The organism is Bacillus cereus group sp. BfR-BA-01356 (genome assembly GCF_022663635.1).
Classification (GTDB): domain Bacteria; phylum Bacillota; class Bacilli; order Bacillales; family Bacillaceae_G; genus Bacillus_A; species Bacillus_A cereus.
The window spans coordinates 1-19,166 of record NZ_JAKUFX010000076.1 but is presented as its reverse complement, the minus strand read 5'-3'; the positions used below and the strand labels follow the sequence as shown (position 1 = coordinate 19,166).

The window sequence follows — 19,166 nt, the reverse complement described above, 5'->3', positions numbered from 1 at the left end:
AAAAATCGATTCAATATGCATCCGCTATTATATAAAATTATTTGTATAATTGTAGGTGAGAACTTTTTTCAAAAGGGAGGTGTATAGTTAATGAAGTTAGTTATTCCGAAGCAACATGGTGCATGGGCTATGCTTGTTATTCCTTTTTTATTAAGTGTCATACTTGGGAAACCTACTATTTATCATATTCCATTGTTTTTAGCGTGGTTCTTTATCTATTTAGCCACGTATCCATTTCTTACGTACATAAAGCAAAGACGAAAAAAAGAGTTTTTACAAGCTGCCATTGTTTATTTTATTATTACGTTCCTATTTGGGACGATTTCTTTATTATATGAGTGGCGAATTCTTTTATTCGTAATAGTAATGATTCCATTATTTATAGTGAATATGTATTACGCTCGTCAAAAAAATGAAAGAGCACTATTAAATGATATTTGTGCGATTATTGTGTTTTGTATCGGTGGATTAATTAGTTATTACTTTTCAATGAAGCAAATCGATCATACAGCTATATTTATTGCACTTATTTCATTTTTATACTTTTTAGGTAGTACGTTCTATGTGAAAACGATGATTCGTGAAAAAAATAATCCGAAGTATCGTCTTATATCTTGGGGATATCATATCGTATTAACGATAATTGTATTTGCGATTAATCCGTGGTGTTCTCTTATTTTTATACCAAGTGTCATTCGAGCAATTGTGTTGTATGGCAAAAAAATTTCTATTATAAAAGTAGGAATTTTAGAAATTGCTAATTCTGTATATTTTTTAATCATAACGGCAATAATTATGAAGTATGCCATTTGAAAAAACTTCCCATCAATTGATGGGAAGTTTTTAATCTTTTTCTAAAATGTGAACGGTGTACTCGCAACGTTGAATAGCTTGTTCAACAGCATAAAGTGATTGTTCAATACGAGCGCGATTAAAATCTTTTTCAACTGTTTCGAGCGCTTCTTCTAAACAATTTTTAGCTTCTTGTAATGATTGAAAAGAATCTTGTACATATCCGCGAGCATTTTGATGCATTTCATAATCCTCCTTGCATGTTCGTATATGGGTAGTATGAACAGTAAGGAAGAAAATATAATTTGTTATATTTATTATATTTGTTTGACAATTAAAGTGGAATTACGTATAGTAAGAATTAAGTGAATATTTTCTTATCCAGAGAGGTGGAGGGACTGGCCCGATGAAACCCAGCAACCGCGATGCAGGTGCTAATTCCAGCAGAACATATTTGTTCTGGGAGATAAGACGAAGATATATACGTAACTTCTTCTTATCGGAGAGGTTTTTTTATTGCAAAAAAACCGATTACGAAAATTTATATTAAGAAGAAAGGGGTTGCGCATTACTGTGACACTCGAAAAATACGTAAAACTGCGTAGTACAGTTTATGAATATATGATAGAGCAAGATAAGCCGATATCATTGTTAGATATTCAAGAACATATCGTTTCGCATCATGAAGGAAAATTCACGAAAAAGATGTTGCATCAATTTTATTTATCAAGATTATTAGACGAACTAAAACTGGATGGGAAAATTACATTAGCTGATGAATATCTCTATGCTGAAAAAGGGGTATTGTATAAGGCGAGAAAAGGGAGCTAAGCTCTCTTTTTTCTTAAAATAACGGAGTATGTAGAGTAAAAGACTGCTAAAGCAGCCTGATACAGGGAATGGTGTTGAGTGTGTAGTGTCAAAAATTGAATGTGCCTGAAAGAGGCAATTCATATCGGCTGCAAATGAAAAGAGACACCTTCGCCGAATAGGTGTCAGTCGTTTTGTCACGTAGACTTGCTACTTAACAGTAATTAGAATAACATGCAGGATTTTTGAAGTCAAAAGGGAATTAAAGGAAGGGGTACAATTATGTACGCTTACTTATTAAAAGATATAACGAAATGGATCCCAAAGTACATTGTAGATAAGGGATATGAATATTATGAAGATGGGCATGTAGAAGATGTTGAAATACAAGATAAAAAAGTGTTTGCTTTCGTTACTGGAAATGCAGGGAATTATGAAGTAGTTATCGATCTCGAAGATTTTTCAGAAAGTAACTGTGAGTGTCCCTATGAAAATTATTGTAAACATATGGCGGCAGTTGTTTATGATATGCAAGGTGCTGGTGAGAGTGCAGTTAAAGAGAAACTGAAAGATTTAGAAAAAGAAGAGTTACTTATATTATTAAATCGATTGTTGCAAAGTTCGAAAAACGTACAAATTGTAGAGAAGTTATTAAAGAAGGGGAAACTTTAACGTATAGAGGGAGTTGTTTTGTAGTGAACGTACTAATTATATATGCCCATCCTAACCCTTCAAGTTTTAACGCGGCAATTTTCAATCATGTGCAAAAAGGACTACAGGAAACAAATCATTCAGTTACCGTACTTGATTTATACAAAGAACAATTTGATCCAGTCCTCGTATTTAATGAAGAGAAGAAAAGACGCGATTTAGTAAATGAAGAGGAAACAGCTCGGTATAGAACGTTAGTAGAAGAAGCAGATACACTTTTATTCATCTATCCAATATGGTGGTGGGGGATGCCAGCAATTTTAAAAGGTTTTATTGATCGTATTTTCGTAGCTGGATTTGCTTATAAATATGAAGGGGCTCTGCCGAAAGGATTATTGCAAGGGAAAAAAGCGTGGGTTATTAATACGTTAGACTCGCCTCTATGGTACGTCGCATTGTTATATCGATCAGTAGATTGGATTATAATGAAGAGAGGTGTTTTACGTTTTTGTGGCATTCGCGATATAAAACGGTCAGTGTTTCAATCTGTGAAAACGAGTAAAGTATCAAAGCGTGAGAAATGGTTATTACAAATAGAAGAAAAGGCTCGTGCATTATGAATGAAGTCGATCGTATTATAAACTGTGTTCAGTATGATGGCGAACTTTTTCGGAAGTATGTTACATGTTTACTTCAATTGAAAAAATGTAGTGAAACATTTCAGCAAATTCAAATAGAGTTAAGAAATGATTATTTAATAAGAGGAATTTGTGAAAGAGAAGTTGATGAGGTAGTACGGGGAAGTAAAGAATATGAAATGCATTTTCTTCCTAAAGTATTACAGTGGAATTTTTTGAGGGGAAATCCACATCTAATTAAAAAAGTGTGCGAAGATTTTTTTGCATTTGAGTCATTACATCTTACGGAGTCAGAGTGGGAGAAGATTATAAATTGCGTGGGAAATAAGTGATTTATTATGTAAAAAAGCTAGTATAAAACTAGCTTTTCGTTTAAATAAATAAGAAACATAGACTAATGATAAAACCCGCATATAGTAAGTTCACAACACAAAATCCCATAATGTCACGAGCACCTAAACCAGCTATCGCTAATGCTGGTAATGCCCAGAAAGGTTGAATTAAATTCGTCCAAGCATCGCCCCATGCAATTGCCATTGCTGTTTTTGCAGCAGGTACACCAAGTTCAGCGCCAGCTGGAATCATAATTGGTGCTTGCACAGCCCATTGACCGCCGCCAGATGGAACGAAAATGTTAACAATGCCAGCACTTAAAAATGTAAAGAGCGGAAAAGTCGTTTCATTTGAAATGCTAATAAAGAAATTAGAAATAGCTCCTCCAAGTGAAAGTCCTTCACTATTTACTCCAATCATCATGCCCATAATTCCTGCGTAAAACGGAAATTGAAGTAAAATGCCAGAAGCACTTTTCGTAGAGTCTGAAAAAGCACGAATATACTGAATCGGAGTACGGTGGAAAATAAGACCTGCAATTAATAACATAAAAATCACGATATCGAGAGTAAGGTTAAAACCTTTCGTATAAAAGTAATTGAAAATATAAATGAGACCTAACAATCCAACGCAAAGTGTAATAATAATGCTATTTTCCATCTTTTCAGCGAACGTATTTTTTTCTACTTCTTGAGCAGCAGCTTCTTCATGGAACACGCTAGGATCTACTGTAATCGTATGTTTTTCATCTGGATGCATCGCTTTATTAATGAGAGGCATCGTAATGAGAAAAATAATAACTGGAACGAGAGCGTATGGTGAGAATAACGTTTCTGTTATTGGAATCGCCTCTTTAATACTTCCAGCAGTCGTTTTAATTAACGTTTCACCGCCTGTTGCTAACGTAAGAGGGATAGAGGCAGAAAGACCGGCATGCCAAATGAGAAATCCAGAGTAAGAAGAGGCGATTGCTAGTCTATAATCTAATCCGTCCAGCTGCCTTGCCACTTCTTTTGCGTATAAAACAGATACAACAATTCCAAAGCCCCAGTTTATGTATGCACCGAGTAAACTTACAATTGAAATGGCAATAATGCCTTGTCCAGTTGTTTTTGGTAGTCTGGCAGCTTTCGTTAATCCTTTTTTAATAAGAGGAGCATTTGCTAAAGCAGATCCAGTCACGAGTACAAGTGCCATTTGCATAGAAAAGGCGAGGAGTCCCCAAATTCCATTACCCCAGTGATTAATCATTTCTACAGGTGTTTGGTGAGTCGCAAACATACCAAAGAAGATAACGAAAACAGTTAGTAAACATGATAAAATAAACGGTTCTGGCAAGAAGCGTTGCACTAAGGCGACGCAACCATTTGTAAAGGAACGAAACAAAATAGATCAACCTCCTTATGTATATGTATTACAATTATTCGAGGTTGTTTAGGAGATAACCTTCAAAGTAAAGAAAATTCAGATATTTACAGAGTGGTAATTTATTGATAGATTGATATAGAGCCTCGTATCAAATTCTGCTTTTAATATACTAGAAGAAAAACGGTTGGAAATGGGGTAGCACTTATAGGGATAGTATAGAGAAAGGTTACTAGCTGGCTTCAAAGCTACTGTTGCAAAGGGAGAGGAGATTCAATACAATAGTGTTGCATTACATGAGAAATATGTTTTAGCACAAATCTAGCTAAAAATGTTTATACAAATACATTTAAAATTGATGGGGGAATTATGATCAAAAGTTTTTATCTTTTAAAGCCTAAAATGTTTACGGCAGATATATATTATAAAGTTTTTATTACAGGTGACTGTATATATTTTATAAAGATTGGCGGACAGTTTCATAGCCGACATGCTTATAAAAAACAATTACCTGGTATTTCAGAGCTATTGTTTTTGTTTTGGTTCAAAAAAATTGAGAAAAAACAATTAAACTTAGAAACTGAAATAGATGTAAAAATACATACTGGCGATGTACATGAACTCTTGCAATTAAAGAATAACTTTTCAATTGAAATAAATATAATTGAAGAGGTACTATTAAATAAACGAGGAACGTTTCATACAGGTTTTAATGATAATGGAACGATTTCCTTCATGTTAAAAAATGGTCAAAAAATAAAGTTCATCATCCCGGAAGAAACTTTATTTTCATCTATAGAAGAAATTTTCGACCAATATGAACAGACAATCTTTGTAAGGGAAGTGTTTTAAAGGAAACGATTAATTTATTATCTTTTTAATAAAGTGATAGAAAGCTTCATTAAAAAGATGAAGCTTTTTACTTATAAAAGATAACAAAAGTAATACATTCATTACTACATTTGTGTGTGAATTCAAGAAAAATTAAACCACCTAGCCCCTAAAGAGAATATAGGAAGCAGATGGTTTAGGTGTTTTGAGAGGTATCCTGTTTTCAGGATTTAGTTCAAATTATTGATTTGCATTTTTATATCGAGTAAATTTAAGTTTCTGGAATAATTGTAATAGCGACAGTCCGAACCGGAGTCTCTATTTCGTCGCCTTTACTTTGGCTATTGTAGTATTTAATCATTAATTCGTTAAGTTCGTTTTGAAATTTTCCAAAGTGTTCTTCATCTAGCTTTAATTCTACTACAGAAAAAGTAGCAGTATCTTCTTGACTGTTTTGTTCCTCTAATTTCTTAAGGTAACTTTGATATTGTGTCATAAGTGATAACTGATAATAGGAAATGTAGTTTAACTTTTCATCATCAGATAATCCTTTCCATTCACTTCCTTCAATTTTTGCATCTTCTTCATTGATTGCGTAATATTTTTCAGAAACAGATTTTACCTTTTTTTCTTTAATTACATGAACGATACCTGAATCAACCATAGTTTGTAGCTGTCTATATAGTGTTGCTTGTGGTACATTTTTAATGATTTTTACCATTTCTAATGGTGTTAACCCATCTTCTTTATTTCTCATTAACACTTGGCAAATTTTCATTCTTACCGGATGCATTAAAATTTCAACTTTATTACTCATTATATCACCTTATGTATTGTTTTTTATTCTCATTATAAATAATGAGAATAATGATTGCAATCCATCCGCTTTTGTTTTATCATTATCAATAATGATAATGAGGTTTAAAAGGAGTGATGACAATGAAAATACATTATGGATTGAATGATCTTAAAGACATTGATATTATGGCTTTTCTACCCATTATATTACCAGTTATTGCAGTGGGAGCACTTTTAGTTTTAATTGCATTCATTGATTTATATCGACATAGAAAAACAAGAAAAAATGTACTTGTATGGACGTTAATTATTCTTTTCGTTAATATATTGGGACCTATCTTGTACTTTGTTATAGGGAGAAAGGACAGTGAGAAATTATGAAATTAGAGATTAAAAATGTAACAAAATCATTTAAAGGAAAAATTGCTGTGAATAATTTCTCGATGGAACTGCAAGCAGGGGAATGCGTCGGATTAATTGGACCAAACGGAGCAGGGAAATCCACATTAATAAAAGTAATTTCGGATATTACTAATCCAACTGCTGGTGAAGTTTTATTGAATGGGATAAAAATATCAAAAATGAAAAGTGAAATTGGTTATTTACCTCAATATCCTAATTTTTTTCATTGGATGACAGCGAGAGAAACGCTTACGTTTATGGGCCAACTTTCGGGGTTGAAAAAAGAAGAATTGTCAAAGTCGATTCCAAAAATGTTGGAGAAAGTTGGACTAAAGGAAGAAGAAAATGCAAAGGTTAGTACATTTTCTGGTGGAATGAAACAACGACTTGGTATTGCACAAGCATTATTGCATAAACCTTCGCTTATTGTCATGGATGAACCAGTATCCGCATTAGATCCGATCGGCCGGCGGGAAGTATTGAATCTGATTAAAGAAATAAAAAAAGATACAACCATTTTATTATCAACCCACATCTTAAGCGATGCAGAAGAAATCTGTGAACGATTTGTCATTATAAAAGATGGAACAAAAATAGAAGACACAACGATTACGGAGCTTTTACAACGTAATCGTGAAAATAAATTAATGATTGAAATAACAACTAAAGATCAAAATTGGATTGAAGTTGTAAAGAAATTACCGTATGTGAAGAATGTAGAAGTGGTTGGGCTTAAAATCAAAGTGAAGGTTGAAAGTATCGAAATAAACAAAAATATGTTACTGCAAAATGCACTCGAACATAAAGTGGACATTGTTAAATTTAAAATGAGCAACGATACTTTAGAAGAAATTTTCTTGAAATTGGTGGTGTAAAAATGAATAACTCAATGGTATTGATAAAAAAAGAATATGTTCAAATGTTACGTGATTTTAAGATTATTTGGCTACCAATTGTTTTTATATTTTTAGGTGCAACACAGCCGATAGTAACTCATTATTTGCCATCAATTCTAGAAGCATTAGGTGGAGGCCAGGGAATTACAATTGATCTGAGTATGGCAGCGCAAAAAGGGGGCGAAGTATTAGCGAGTACTTTAGGATCCCAGTTTGATCAGCTTGGACTTATGATTCTAGTGATTTCTATGATGGGTGCAATTCAAACAGATAAAGCTAATGGTATGTTGGCCTTTATTTTAACAAGGCCCGTTACTGTTACTTCATATGTAGGTGGGAAAATAGTGTCAAACTATTTAATGGTAGCGTTTAGTGTAACAATTGGATACGTAGCTTCTTATCTATATGTAAATTTTCTTTTTACTGCCGTTCCATTTGCACACCTAATTACTGGATTACTATTTTATCTAATTTGGGTTCTTTTTATCGTATCTTTCACAACAATGATAAGTGCTATTTTTCACAGTCAAGGTATGATTGCATTAATTTCAATTGTTTTCCTTTTAGCCTGCAGAGTAATCGTCGGTTTGAATCCAATAATGGATCAGCTTAATCCAGCCGGTATGAGTAAGTATGCAATGGAAACGTTAGTCACGGGGGTAGTAAATTCAAACGCAATAATTACTGGATTACTAACTATAGTGTGGATTTTATTGACACTCTTCGTAACGTATTATTGGATTGCTAATAAAAAGTTTCATTATGAATAACCGTGATGAGGGTAGTGGTTTCAAATAAAACAACGCAATAAGAAGAAGCTTTCACTACCGTGGAAGCTTCTCCAAATGATGTGCAATATCAATATACATATTTGAGTAAACCGAATGTATTTCATTACTTGGCGTTGCGTTAGAAGAGAAATGAACGATTACCATATTTGCTTTCGGATCGATGTAAAGTGTTTGTCCGTAACTACCTAACACTTCAAAATCACCTTGTTCATTGTGCGGAATCCACCATTGATTATGATAAGAAATGGAAGCTCCAGGGCCAATTGCAAGTTCACCTTCTTGGACATTTTTTACACTTTCTGTAATAGAAGAAGGGAGAATGTGTTTTCCGTTATATTCCCCGTTGTTTAATAGTAATTGCCCGAATCTCGCCATATCTCTAGCAGTTGCATTTAATCCAGCACTAGCTTGTTCTACTTTTGTTTCATCTGTAACGTAATACGCGTTTTCTTCCATACCAATTTGAGACCAAATTCGTTCACTTACATTTTCAGCTAGTGATTTACTAGTAATAGTTCTAATAATCCAAGCGAGCGTTTCTGTTGATCCGTTATTGTAAGAAAAGGAAGAACCAGGCGGTGCAGTTTCTTCGGCTTCCCGTAACATATCATAAATTTTCATCGGACCGTCGTAATTTTTGCCACGGGGTAAAATATTGCTAGCTAAATATAATTGTGCATCTTGATTTTCTAGCCCAGGTTGCTCATATCCATGAGTAGGATATTCAGCTGAAACTTGCATGTCCATTAATTGCTGAAGTGTGGCATTACCGAACGGTGTGTTTTTTAATTCTTTTATGTAAGTGTCAGCTGTTTTCTCTAAATCGATACGATTCTCTTCAGCGAGAGATTGTATAATTGCCCCGGTAAAGACTTTTGCTAATGATGCCATACCATGAGGTTCATTCTGTTTATACCCATTGAAATATCGTTCGTAAACAAGTTGTCCATTATGTACAACGACAAAAGCATCTGTTTTGTTATCATCTAAAAGTTTTTTTAGAGGAGTTGTATTTCCGAATCTACGCTCCACAGCAAAATCGTCTAAGTTTTGCAATGCGGAAGGGAAGTGAGCAATTTGGTCAGGATTGTTTTTTACGTCATTAACTAAAGTGAATTCTTTCATGTGTGTGTACGACCAACGTAAGTAAGGGGCATTTAACCAGTTTTCTTTTGTCACATTATGTTTTGATGGGGTCGTTTTATTTTGTTTGAAGTAAGTAAACCCAAGCCCTGTAATTACAAATATGAATGTTAGTATAAGTAAGAGTAGGGGAGATTTTTTTAGTTTCATATATGGCCCTCCTTTTTATTTCTACTATAAGTATACGCTCGTCTTGAAAGAAATACAAAATAAGGAAAGTAAACGGGGAAGTTTACTTTCCTTATTAACGTTAAGCGGAAATTTTTCCGTCTGTAGGTTGTTTCTTGAATTTTTGTTTTCGTCCGTGTAATCCATAATATAAAAGTAAAGTGAACGCAACGATAATAGCTGCGATAAAATACATATTATGATAACTGGATTTCGCTGCGACAATACCTAAAATGAAAGAACCAAAACCAATACCACTATCAAAGAATGAGAAATACGTAGCTGTCGCAGAACCACGTCTATGGTTTGGAGCGGCAGAAATCGCAATCGTTTGGAAACTCGGAATTAATGTCCCGTAACCTAAACCGATTAGCATACCTGCGCCAAGGAACCAAAATGAAGTTTGTGCTTGGCTTAATATGAACATTCCGATTGTGAAAATAATGATAGCAGGGTAAACGAGTACATTTTCACCGAAGCGATCAAAAATCTTTCCTGTAAATGGACGAGAAATGACAACAACAAGTGCGTATAAAATAAAGAAGTAACTTGCAATTTCACTTAAACCGAGTTCTTTCGCATAAATAGGAATAAAGGATAAAATACCACTATAAGAAAAGGCTAAAACAAATCCTGTAAGTGCAATCGGAATAGAAGATGGTTCGATTAAGTCTTTCCATTTCATTTTTTCACGTTTTTGTTTGCTAACAGGTGCTTCGTGCGGAATATCTACAAGTAGTCCTAATAAAAATGCAAGTAATGAAAATACGGAACAAACGATAAATAATACAGTAAACGAAAAATGAGAAATAATTGTTAAACCTAAAAAAGGACCAATTACCATCGGCAGACTCATAAATACGCCGAAATATGCAAGCGCTTCGCCTCGTCGATGAGCTGGCGCAACATCAGTTACAATCGTACCAGTAGCTGTCGTTGCCATCCCGAACCCAATACCGTGCAAGAAGCGAAGGGCAAGTAATAAGAATAAACTTTGCGCACCGAAATACATAACAGTAGCGGCTAAAAATAATGAAAGTGAAATAAATAATATTTTCTTTCTTCCTAAATCATCGAGCCATTTTCCTGTGAATGGTCTACATAAAACAGAAGAAATAAGAAACACAGTTGCAACTAAACCAATTTCCTCAGGTTTTCCTTTTAGGCCGTCTATAACATAGACAGGCAGAGTAGTCATAAGCATGTAAAATGTTAAGAAGAGAAATAGACTACTAAAACAAGTTCCGAGGAAATCCTTCGTCCAAAGTTTCTCACTTTGCATCGTCATCCCTCCAATTTAATCTAAATTTTTAATAATTTGTTGTAACACTTGAAATGCTTGATGTAAATCATCTTCATTAATACCTTCTAGCGTTTTTTCTTCGAAAGTATCAACTTCTTCTTGCCATACTGGAATCATCTTTATCGCTGTTTCGGATAAAGAAATGAGCTTCTCGCGGCGATCTTTACCTTCTGTACGAATAATCCATCCCATCGTTTCCATACGTGTTAACGTACGAGTCATCGTTGGTGATTCAACATTTAAATACTGGCACAATTCTGTTTGCGTACAAGAACCAGTTTGATTAATGCGGAAAATAACAGCCCATTGCGCACTAAATAACCCTGTTGGAGATACACGTTCATTAAATTTCTTCGTAAACTTCCGAGAAGTCTGGCTGACGATGTGAAAAAAATGTTGTTTTTCGTCCATGTATTTTGATCCTTTCAAATTAGTTACCTAGCTAACTATATACTTTTTTATAATAATTGTCTAGTAATAGACATATTGATTTATGTAAAAAATTCTTATAGGTTTTATGTTGCGAACGTATATTCTACGTGCTATTCTTTAATTAAGTAAAGAATTTTCTTTCTATTAAATAGAATGGGGGAACTTGTGATGATTAAGCCTCCAACAATGGAGTTTGTTTCACTATCGAACGGAGAAACGATTGCATATCAGGAAGTTGGAAGGCGAAATACAGATATTCTTGTACTCATTCACGGGAACATGACATCGTCACAACATTGGGATTTAGTTATTGAAAAGTTGCAAGATCAATACCATATTTACGCTCTTGATTTAAGAGGGTTTGGACAATCAACGTATAATCAGTCAATAGATTCATTACAAGACTTTGCAGACGATGTAAAATTATTTATTGACGAGTTAAAGCTAGAGAAATTTTCATTAATGGGCTGGTCAATGGGTGGTGGCGTTGCGATGCAATTTACAGCGAATCACCCAACTTTTGTAGAAAAGTTAATTTTAGTAGAATCAGTAGGAATGAAAGGATACCCAATCTTTAAAAAAGATACGAATGGGCAGCCGATTGTATCAAGTTTAGTAAAGACGAAAGAAGAAATTGCGCAAGATCCAGTACAAATCGCTCCAGTATTAGATGCGATAAAAAATATGAACAAACTATATTACCGTACAGTATGGAATCTATTAATATATACACATAATCAACCTGAACCGGATCGTTATGAAAAGTATTTAGATGATATGTTAACGCAACGTAATTTCGTAGATGTGAATTATGCGCTCATTACATTTAATATTTCAGATGAACATAATGGGGTTGTAGAGGGAAGTAAACAAATTCATCGTATTAAAGCGCCAACACTCGTCATACAAGGTGATAGAGATTATGTCGTACCGCAAGTAGTCGGTGAGGAATTAGCGAAACATTTGCCAAATGCAGAGTTGAAGGTATTAGAAGATTGCGGACACTCGCCGTTTATTGATTGTTTAGATGTATTTATAAAACATGTAGAGAATTGGTTAGAACAGAAATAATCCCCGAAATGAAAGGTATTGCATATACTATAACATTGTAGGTAAAAGGGGAGATTATCAATGCATCATCCGTTCTTAATTGTGCATTCTCCATATAATCATCATGTGTATACAAAAATGATGATAGCTCCGCTGTATATGCAAGTTTCACCAGCTGTAGTTCCGTTACAAATACAACAGCCACCAATTGTTCATTCGCATCATTATTTATATGAAACTGCTTTTTATAAACATCCATATTTCAAGCAATTTCATAACAACGTGAAAGCACAAGTTTGGGAAGGATAAGAAGCTAAAAGGTTCATTCTTTTAGCTTCTTTTTTATTGCGAATATTCGTACACGCATTTGAAAAAACAGTTTATAATGAAAAGTGGAAGCGTAAGAAGGAGAGGGACAGAGGATGTCAATGCGTTTTACTTTTTGGATTATGGTTGGGATTGTAGCAATCTCGGGTTTGTCACAAGGAATGCTCTTACCTGCCATTGCAATGATTTTTGAACAAGAAGGGGTTAGTTCAAGTATTAATGGTATTCATGCGACGGCATTGTACATTGGGATATTAGTTATTTCGCCGTTTCTTGAAAAACCGATGCAAAGGTTTGGAATGAAGCCGATTATTGTTATAGGTGGGTTTCTCGTTATTATTTCATTATTCTTTTTTACACAAACATTTTCATTTTGGGTATGGTTTATCCTTAGATTTCTAGTTGGAGTTGGAGATCATATGCTTCATGTCGGAACACAAACATGGATCACGACAACATCAGACCCAAGTAAAATAGGGAGACAAGTATCGATATACGGTGTATTCTTCGGAATTGGTTTTGCCGTTGGTCCGTATTTAGCAAGCACTGTGCAGTACGGTCTTGCAACACCATTTATTATATCTACTATACTTTGTCTAATAGGTTGGCTTTTACTACTTCCAACAAAAAATGCATTCCCAGCGCAAGATGAAAGAGAAGCAAAGAGTGAATCATCATTTTCTCGTTATAAACAAGTTGTTGGATTAGGATGGATTGCACTGCTAGGACCACTTGCATATGGCGTACTTGAAGCAATGTTAAACAGTAACTTACCAGTATACGCACTTCGTAAAGGGTGGTCTGTTTCAGATGTATCCTTCTTATTACCAGCATTTGCAGTTGGGGGTATTATTACACAAATTCCGCTCGGTATATTGAGTGATAAATACGGAAGGGACCGTATATTAACGTGGACGTTTAGCATAAGTACGGGCATTTTTCTACTTGCCGCCGTATTTGATCAATATTACTGGATCGTCTTTGCCTGCATGCTTTTAGCGGGTATGGTTATTGGATCGTGCTTCTCTTTAGGGCTTGGATTTATGACTGATTTATTACCGAGACATTTACTACCGGCAGGTAATATATTATCCGGAATCGCTTTTAGTTTAGGAAGTATTATGGGACCTGTATTAGGCGGCGTATTTATAGAAAAAATACAGTATACAAGCTTTTTTATTGCGGTTATGATTATAATGGGAATTCTCGCAATGTTATATATGGTCTACATGAAAAATCAATTTGCATCAAGAAAAATAGAAAGTAGGTTAGGGCATGACAAAACAACCTAATAAAAAGAAATTTGAAGTACTTGAAAATGAAACAATTACAGACTGCTTAGCACGTATGGAACAAGAAGGCTACGCTCCGTCTCGTCGTATGGAAGAGCCAATCTTTCATGAAGTAAAGAAAGACGGCAAAACAGTAGTTGAGCCGTGCGGTAGGAAGATTGTTTTTGAAGGGAAATTGAAGTAATCCAATAACAAATTCTCTTTATAGTATAGAGCCATCCAATAGTTGGGTGGCTTGTTTTTTTATTAATCAATGAAGGAATTGAATAGAATGAATCTCTCGTTCATTTCTCCTAATTGGCTTCTTTATATGGGGCAAAAGATTGCTACTTTTTTCGTATATTGGTAAAATAAGTTCTTGGGTCTTACTTATTGTTATCGGTATAATGTTTGTCGCTTGAATGAAAGAAATTAGTTGCAAAAATTTCGCACTATGTAAAGGGTTACAGCAACGATCCCTTTTTTGGGAGGCACCTCCAACATAAAGCGAGAGAAGAGGCTATATGAACGATTCTCCCATCTTGTTTAAATATTAAACGAGTTACTGCAATTGGAACAGGTATATCAAACTAGTCGACATCCTGATGGATTATGTCTTTCTAGCAATCTATCATTTCTGATGGAATCGATAGATTGCTAGAAAGCGGAAAACAATTATTAGTATATTCCGAAGCAGGTGTAACAGAGTGTCCTTCCATAATTAAGGGTAAAACCAAAATACGTTGTTGTAAAGAATGATTTGTTAGAACTGGTTATAAGGAATAAAACAGAAAAGAGGATCACATGTTAGATACTTTACAGAGAAGTAAAAAGTTTTTTTTAGTATGTCTTATTTTTTTAGTGCTTTTAACCGCTTGTGGTAATACAGATGTTAAGACATCTAAAGCTTCATTACCACCGGCTGAATCCAATATAGATACATCATTAAAAGCACCAAATTGGGTAGATAAAAGTCCTATCCAACAGTCTCCTAATTTTACTGAAGATAAAAAAATACAATCGGTTGTGAATTTAATAGCAACGGGTGATAATTTATATCATGACGCAGTAATTAAAGATGGCAAACAAAAAGACGGTTCATATGATTATAATTATATTTATGAAAATATCAAAAAAGCTGTTAAATCAAGCGATCTTGCTATAGTGAACCAGGAGACTCCGATTGCCGGAAATAATTTAAAAGTACAGGGATATCCGACTTTCAATACACCTGAAGAAGTAGGCCAATCTTTAGTGGACACTGGATTCAATATAGTGACGCAAGCGACAAATCACGCTATGGATATGGGTATTAAAGGTGTTGCGAATACAAGAGAATACTGGAAGAAATATCCGGATGTTATCCCGGTAGGTATTAATGAGGGTCAAAACGAGCGTAATGAAATAAAAACGATTACAAAAAATGGTATTCGTTTTGCGTTACTAAATTATACATATGGTACGAATGGAATTAAAATTCCAGCTGATAAGTCTTGGGCTTTAAATTTAATTGATAAAAAAGCGATACAAAATGATGTGGAAAAGGCGAAGAGTAGCTCTGATATGGTGATTGTTATGGTGCATTGGGGAGTAGAATATACCTCAACACCTTCAAAGCAACAAAAAGAAGTTGCTCAATATTTAACAGATTTAGGTGTAGATGTAGTAATTGGAAATCATCCACATGTAATTCAACCAATTGAGTGGAAACAAAATAAAGATGGACATGAAACGCTAATCTATTATTCTCTTGGAAATCTTATTTCTGCGCAAGAAAAACTAGAAACATTGGTTGGAGGATTATCTTATGTACAATTTGTTAAGTATGAAGATAAAACTTTTGGTATACGACAAGCGGCAATCGTACCGACAGTAACCGACTATGCTGATGGTAAGAAACAATTTAAAATTCAATTTTTAAAAGATTATTCGGATGAAAATTCTAAAAAACATGGAATTAAAAAATTTGTCGGCCCCGTTTCTTTGAAGGATTTCAAGGAGATTCCTAGAGACGTGTTGGGAAATTGGTATAAAGACTAATAAACAAAAAGGGAATGAGATACAATTAAAAAATTTATAATTTTAGCATTGGTATTAGCAATGGGATGGAGTCTTGCTGCTTGTAGTGGAAAGCAAACATCTCAGGCAACTACTAATAATAACGATAAAAATAAAAATGAAATACATGCGAAGAAAAAAGATGTTTTACCTATCTCTGATGTTAATGATTGGAGAATTATCCTTGTAAATAGAGAGCATATGTTATCAAAGGAACTAGGAATCGAATTAACAAGTATCACCCAAAATGCGAAGCCAAATATGAAAATAGATAGTAGAATTGCAACTTCCTATCAGGATATGGTAGCAGCTGCAAAAAAAGAGGGAATCAATCTTTATTTAAGATCAGGTTATCGAGCTATAAAATTACAACAAACTTATTATGATGCTTCAGTTAAAAGCTATAAATCTCAAGGCTTGTCGGATAAAGAGGCTAGTGCTAAGGCATTGGAATATCTTCAGTATCCTGGTGCAAGTGAACATCATACTGGATTAGCGTTAGACATTATTTCAGTTGAATGGCAGAATACTGTAGAAGATTTAAATGCAAAATTTGAAACTACCGATGCATTCAAATGGTTAGATAAGAATGCTGCAGAATATGGATTTACTCTCCGCTATCCAAAAGATAAAGAGAATATTACTGGCATTAAGTATGAGCCATGGCACTATCGTTATGTAGGAAAAGAAGTTGCTGTTTATCTAAAAGAAAAAGGGTTAACTTTAGAAGAATATAACGAAAAAATTAAGTCTGGTAAGTAAAAATATGCTTTAATTTTATTAAACATTATGCACTGCTACAAGAAAAGGTGAATCTGAGGATGTGTTAACCTTCCGCCTAGTATTGTAAAAACTGAGTATGATAATTTGAGCACGTATGAACCAGTTATCGTGTAAAAAGATGTATGTATTAAGAAATTAAAGTTAAGGATCTGATATTCATATCAGATCCTTTTTCTATTGTTCTTTTAAGCGCGACTGAGCCAAAATATTGGAATGAATATAGAAATAAAACAGCCTAAGGAATAGTATAACGAATCAGGGAGCCTACTCGTACGCTTCATTGGGATTATCCAGAAATAGTTGTTGATGAAATAAGAAAGAACTGGTCTTACTCTCAAGCAAGGATTTAATACGAATGAATTGGATAAAAGGCAGTGTTTTTTATTATTTCTGCACATAAATACATAGTCATATTGATTAAAGTTTCACTTTATTGAAGAAAAATGCGAAAGCCATTCATAAAATATGGAAATGTTAAAATCCCTTTGATAAAATAGCAATATGTAAAAATAATTATTTGTTAATTCTTAATGTAATGAATATTCACGTTTAAATATACGAATTTAACTACATAGTTATTGTGCTAAAGGGGGAGAAAGATGTTAGATGAATTGTACAATGCTTTTTTAAATGCGTCTGGTTTTACAGAAAGTGCGAGGAAACGAGATCGGTATGATGATTTACATGATTATTTAAAAGATAAAGAAAGAGAGTTAAAGCAATTCATTCAAGAGGCTGAATCAGCAAAGAGAGAGTATGAGAGTAAAAGTAATGGCTTAGAAGCTAATAAAATTCCGGCAGTTGAATTTGAACAAAAACGTCATGAAAAGGATGAAGACTTAAATACAGTATTATCCTATTTTAAAAGTGCATTAAGCGATATTGGATCTGCAAAAAGTACAGCTTATGCAAAGTATTTGGAATATAAAGCGAAAGCAGAATCGGAGAAAGCGTCAGCATACGCCGCAGCGACCAAGGCTTTTGAAGAAAAGAAAAAGGAACTTGAAAATCTTATCCATTAAGCATACAAAGAATGTGGGGGAACTAACATGAGTGGTAAAGAGGTTGAAATTATAGGAAGTAACACTGCAAGTGCCATTTCTTACGCACAAAACATTGAAAATGGTATGAAGGATTCTTTAAACCAAGCGAAAGACTTAAAAGCATATGTCACAGGTGCGAAATGGAATGGAAAAACGAGAGATGCATTTTTAAGTTATCTTGATTTAATCATTCAATATAATTCAGAAATGGTAGAGGCATTTGAAGGGCATACGAAAGCTTTGAAAGAGTTAGATAAAAGCATTCAAACGTACGGAGATAGATCGGAAGTAAGAGCGATAAAACAACTGTGATGGAGAAACGAGGGATAAAAGAATGGGGAAAGAAATGAGTTTTGCACCTGCTGAATTATATGTTCTCGCAGGTGCAGCTGGGGTTACCGATATATTTGGATTGCCAAACCGTGACGTAATTATTTTACTTGATGAAGAATGTGTCACGAAAGCAACTACGAGTTTAAAAGAAAAAGGCCTACTTACAAGTGAAAATGGAATTACCCCTGCAGCTTTTCAAATAATTGAACTATTAAAGGAATATGAAAATTGTCATGAATACACGAGAATGAATAATGTATTAATTGGCTTTTTAAAAGAGGATAAAGATCGAGTGGCTGTATTAACGGAAATAGAGCCAAATAAAAAATACGAGATCGACTACATACCAAAGCCAGACGTATATTTTTCATTATTAACACGCATCCCTTTCTTATTGAGAGAACCGAGGGAAATAGAAGATACATTTTTCTCAAAGAGAATGACAGAAGAAGAACAACAAACATTTGAGGAAAAAGATTTATCAAATAAAGATGTTATAGCGATAGAAACGTATACGAGGCCTCGGAGTAATAGAGGAGGAAAATGGGAATGTTTCTTATATTTCACTGAAGGAGAAGATTTCGTTCAAATTGATGTAGAACGTAATCGATATGACTGGGTGAGTCTCTATGCTGTAAATAAGAAATTGTATGACGTGTTAAAAATGCCGTATAAAAAATTAATTGACCCGAGACAATTTTCGTTAGGAGGTATTGAATAATGCAAGTATCAATGGGAGATGGTGGTTCTGGTGGTGGAGAAGAAGTATTAGTTAATTTTCAAGAACTACTTGATATAGTAATGAAATTAGAAAATATATATAAAATCCATGTAGACGCATGCCCATCAACTTAAGAGTGAGCACAACCTGAGCTTTCGACTCATCGGATCAAAACATTCCTAAAATAAAAGCATACTCTTAAAAATAAGCATCTCAAATAAACCCTA

At 34.1% G+C, this 19,166-nt stretch carries 24 protein-coding genes, 1 pseudogene and 1 riboswitch; of the genes and pseudogenes, 19 read left to right on the top strand and 6 right to left on the bottom strand.

All coding sequences use genetic code 11. From position 1 onward, the window contains the following. Positions 1-90 precede the first annotated feature (90 nt). Positions 91-813: a YwiC-like family protein gene (locus tag MR168_RS21770; RefSeq protein WP_086411552.1), complete on the top strand. Its 723-nt coding sequence runs from the start codon at positions 91-93 to the stop codon at positions 811-813. Positions 814-843: 30 nt separating this feature from the next. Here the strand turns inward: MR168_RS21770 and MR168_RS21765 are convergent, their stop codons facing one another. Then, positions 844-1,035, bottom strand: coding sequence for a hypothetical protein (locus MR168_RS21765; RefSeq protein WP_000554032.1), 192 nt, complete (start codon positions 1,033-1,035; stop codon positions 844-846). A gap of 131 nt (positions 1,036-1,166) precedes the next feature. Next, positions 1,167-1,265: riboswitch (SAM riboswitch) on the top strand. A 100-nt stretch (positions 1,266-1,365) separates the two neighbouring features. Here MR168_RS21765 and MR168_RS21760 point away from each other — a divergent pair. The 4 genes from MR168_RS21760 (at position 1,366) to MR168_RS21745 (ending at position 3,223) form a co-directional block, all read left to right on the top strand. Further along, positions 1,366-1,623, top strand: coding sequence for a hypothetical protein (locus MR168_RS21760; protein ID WP_000171476.1), 258 nt, complete (start codon positions 1,366-1,368; stop codon positions 1,621-1,623). A 261-nt stretch (positions 1,624-1,884) separates the two neighbouring features. After that, positions 1,885-2,274, top strand: a complete 390-nt coding sequence (locus tag MR168_RS21755; protein ID WP_000271527.1) for an SWIM zinc finger family protein — start codon at positions 1,885-1,887, stop codon at positions 2,272-2,274. A 23-nt stretch (positions 2,275-2,297) separates the two neighbouring features. Beyond that, positions 2,298-2,873, top strand: coding sequence for an NAD(P)H-dependent oxidoreductase (locus MR168_RS21750; RefSeq protein WP_001101573.1), 576 nt, complete (start codon positions 2,298-2,300; stop codon positions 2,871-2,873). Continuing rightward, complete coding sequence (locus MR168_RS21745; protein ID WP_001006474.1) at positions 2,870-3,223, top strand: hypothetical protein; 354 nt, start codon at positions 2,870-2,872, stop codon at positions 3,221-3,223. Before MR168_RS21750 ends, MR168_RS21745 begins: the two co-directional genes overlap by 4 nt. Before the next feature lie 40 nt (positions 3,224-3,263). Here the strand turns inward: MR168_RS21745 and MR168_RS21740 are convergent, their stop codons facing one another. Then, positions 3,264-4,610, bottom strand: coding sequence for a short-chain fatty acid transporter (locus MR168_RS21740; protein WP_000490031.1), 1,347 nt, complete (start codon positions 4,608-4,610; stop codon positions 3,264-3,266). Between the two features lie 348 nt (positions 4,611-4,958). Here MR168_RS21740 and MR168_RS21735 point away from each other — a divergent pair, with 348 nt between their 5' ends. Next, the gene (locus MR168_RS21735; RefSeq protein WP_000597308.1) at positions 4,959-5,441 is read left to right on the top strand and encodes a hypothetical protein; all 483 of its coding nucleotides are present in this window, start codon (positions 4,959-4,961) and stop codon (positions 5,439-5,441) included. 250 nt (positions 5,442-5,691) lie between these two features. Here MR168_RS21735 and MR168_RS21730 read toward each other — a convergent pair whose 3' ends face one another. Then, positions 5,692-6,237 carry a transcriptional regulator gene (locus MR168_RS21730; protein ID WP_049108471.1) on the bottom strand — a complete coding sequence of 182 codons (546 nt, stop codon included), beginning with the start codon at positions 6,235-6,237 and terminating at the stop codon, positions 5,692-5,694. Positions 6,238-6,359: 122 nt separating this feature from the next. On the opposite strand from MR168_RS21730, the gene MR168_RS21725 reads away from it, so the two are divergent. The 3 genes from MR168_RS21725 to MR168_RS21715 are packed head-to-tail and all read left to right on the top strand — an operon-like array spanning position 6,360 to position 8,286. Further along, complete coding sequence (locus MR168_RS21725) at positions 6,360-6,599, top strand: PLD nuclease N-terminal domain-containing protein (RefSeq protein WP_000690914.1); 240 nt, start codon at positions 6,360-6,362, stop codon at positions 6,597-6,599. Beyond that, on the top strand, positions 6,596-7,495 hold the full coding sequence (locus MR168_RS21720; RefSeq protein WP_016122861.1) for an ABC transporter ATP-binding protein: 900 nt from the start codon (positions 6,596-6,598) through the stop codon (positions 7,493-7,495). The genes MR168_RS21725 and MR168_RS21720 overlap by 4 nt, the downstream gene beginning before the upstream one ends. A gap of 2 nt (positions 7,496-7,497) precedes the next feature. Beyond that, the gene (locus MR168_RS21715; protein WP_016122860.1) at positions 7,498-8,286 is read left to right on the top strand and encodes an ABC transporter permease subunit; all 789 of its coding nucleotides are present in this window, start codon (positions 7,498-7,500) and stop codon (positions 8,284-8,286) included. Between the two features lie 54 nt (positions 8,287-8,340). Here the strand turns inward: MR168_RS21715 and MR168_RS21710 are convergent, their stop codons facing one another. From MR168_RS21710 to MR168_RS21700, 3 genes are all read right to left on the bottom strand, one after another. Beyond that, entirely contained in the window at positions 8,341-9,600 is a 1,260-nt protein-coding gene (locus tag MR168_RS21710) for a serine hydrolase domain-containing protein (RefSeq protein ID WP_086411553.1), read from the bottom strand. Positions 9,601-9,700: 100 nt separating this feature from the next. Then, a complete protein-coding gene (locus tag MR168_RS21705; RefSeq protein ID WP_001190318.1) occupies positions 9,701-10,900 on the bottom strand; it encodes an MFS transporter in 1,200 nt (399 codons plus the stop codon). Between the two features lie 15 nt (positions 10,901-10,915). After that, complete coding sequence (locus tag MR168_RS21700) at positions 10,916-11,332, bottom strand: MarR family winged helix-turn-helix transcriptional regulator (protein ID WP_000343680.1); 417 nt, start codon at positions 11,330-11,332, stop codon at positions 10,916-10,918. A 189-nt stretch (positions 11,333-11,521) separates the two neighbouring features. On the opposite strand from MR168_RS21700, the gene phaZ reads away from it, so the two are divergent. The 10 genes and pseudogenes from phaZ to MR168_RS21650 all read left to right on the top strand — a co-directional run. Further along, positions 11,522-12,424 (top strand): intracellular short-chain-length polyhydroxyalkanoate depolymerase, encoded by a 903-nt coding sequence (gene phaZ, locus MR168_RS21695; protein ID WP_086411554.1) that lies wholly within the window; start codon positions 11,522-11,524, stop codon positions 12,422-12,424. Positions 12,425-12,484: 60 nt separating this feature from the next. Beyond that, positions 12,485-12,712: a hypothetical protein gene (locus MR168_RS21690; RefSeq protein ID WP_000546487.1), complete on the top strand. Its 228-nt coding sequence runs from the start codon at positions 12,485-12,487 to the stop codon at positions 12,710-12,712. A gap of 113 nt (positions 12,713-12,825) precedes the next feature. After that, positions 12,826-14,022 carry an MFS transporter gene (locus tag MR168_RS21685; protein ID WP_000062796.1) on the top strand — a complete coding sequence of 399 codons (1,197 nt, stop codon included), beginning with the start codon at positions 12,826-12,828 and terminating at the stop codon, positions 14,020-14,022. Further along, entirely contained in the window at positions 14,006-14,206 is a 201-nt protein-coding gene (locus MR168_RS21680) for an NETI motif-containing protein (RefSeq protein ID WP_000166303.1), read from the top strand. Before MR168_RS21685 ends, MR168_RS21680 begins: the two co-directional genes overlap by 17 nt. Before the next feature lie 599 nt (positions 14,207-14,805). Then, positions 14,806-16,041: a CapA family protein gene (locus MR168_RS21675; protein ID WP_086411555.1), complete on the top strand. Its 1,236-nt coding sequence runs from the start codon at positions 14,806-14,808 to the stop codon at positions 16,039-16,041. Positions 16,042-16,089: 48 nt separating this feature from the next. Further along, positions 16,090-16,821, top strand: a complete 732-nt coding sequence (locus MR168_RS21670) for a M15 family metallopeptidase (RefSeq protein ID WP_000241986.1) — start codon at positions 16,090-16,092, stop codon at positions 16,819-16,821. Between the two features lie 620 nt (positions 16,822-17,441). Beyond that, a complete protein-coding gene (locus tag MR168_RS21665; protein ID WP_076875883.1) occupies positions 17,442-17,864 on the top strand; it encodes a hypothetical protein in 423 nt (140 codons plus the stop codon). 27 nt (positions 17,865-17,891) lie between these two features. Further along, positions 17,892-18,197, top strand: coding sequence for a WXG100 family type VII secretion target (locus MR168_RS21660; RefSeq protein ID WP_000014538.1), 306 nt, complete (start codon positions 17,892-17,894; stop codon positions 18,195-18,197). 22 nt (positions 18,198-18,219) lie between these two features. Further along, positions 18,220-18,939: a DUF5081 family protein gene (locus tag MR168_RS21655; protein WP_060851917.1), complete on the top strand. Its 720-nt coding sequence runs from the start codon at positions 18,220-18,222 to the stop codon at positions 18,937-18,939. Further along, a pseudogene (locus MR168_RS21650) lies at positions 18,939-19,052 on the top strand (MFS transporter); the annotation flags it as partial. The gene MR168_RS21655 and the pseudogene MR168_RS21650, both read left to right, overlap by 1 nt. Positions 19,053-19,166: the final 114 nt, after the last annotated feature.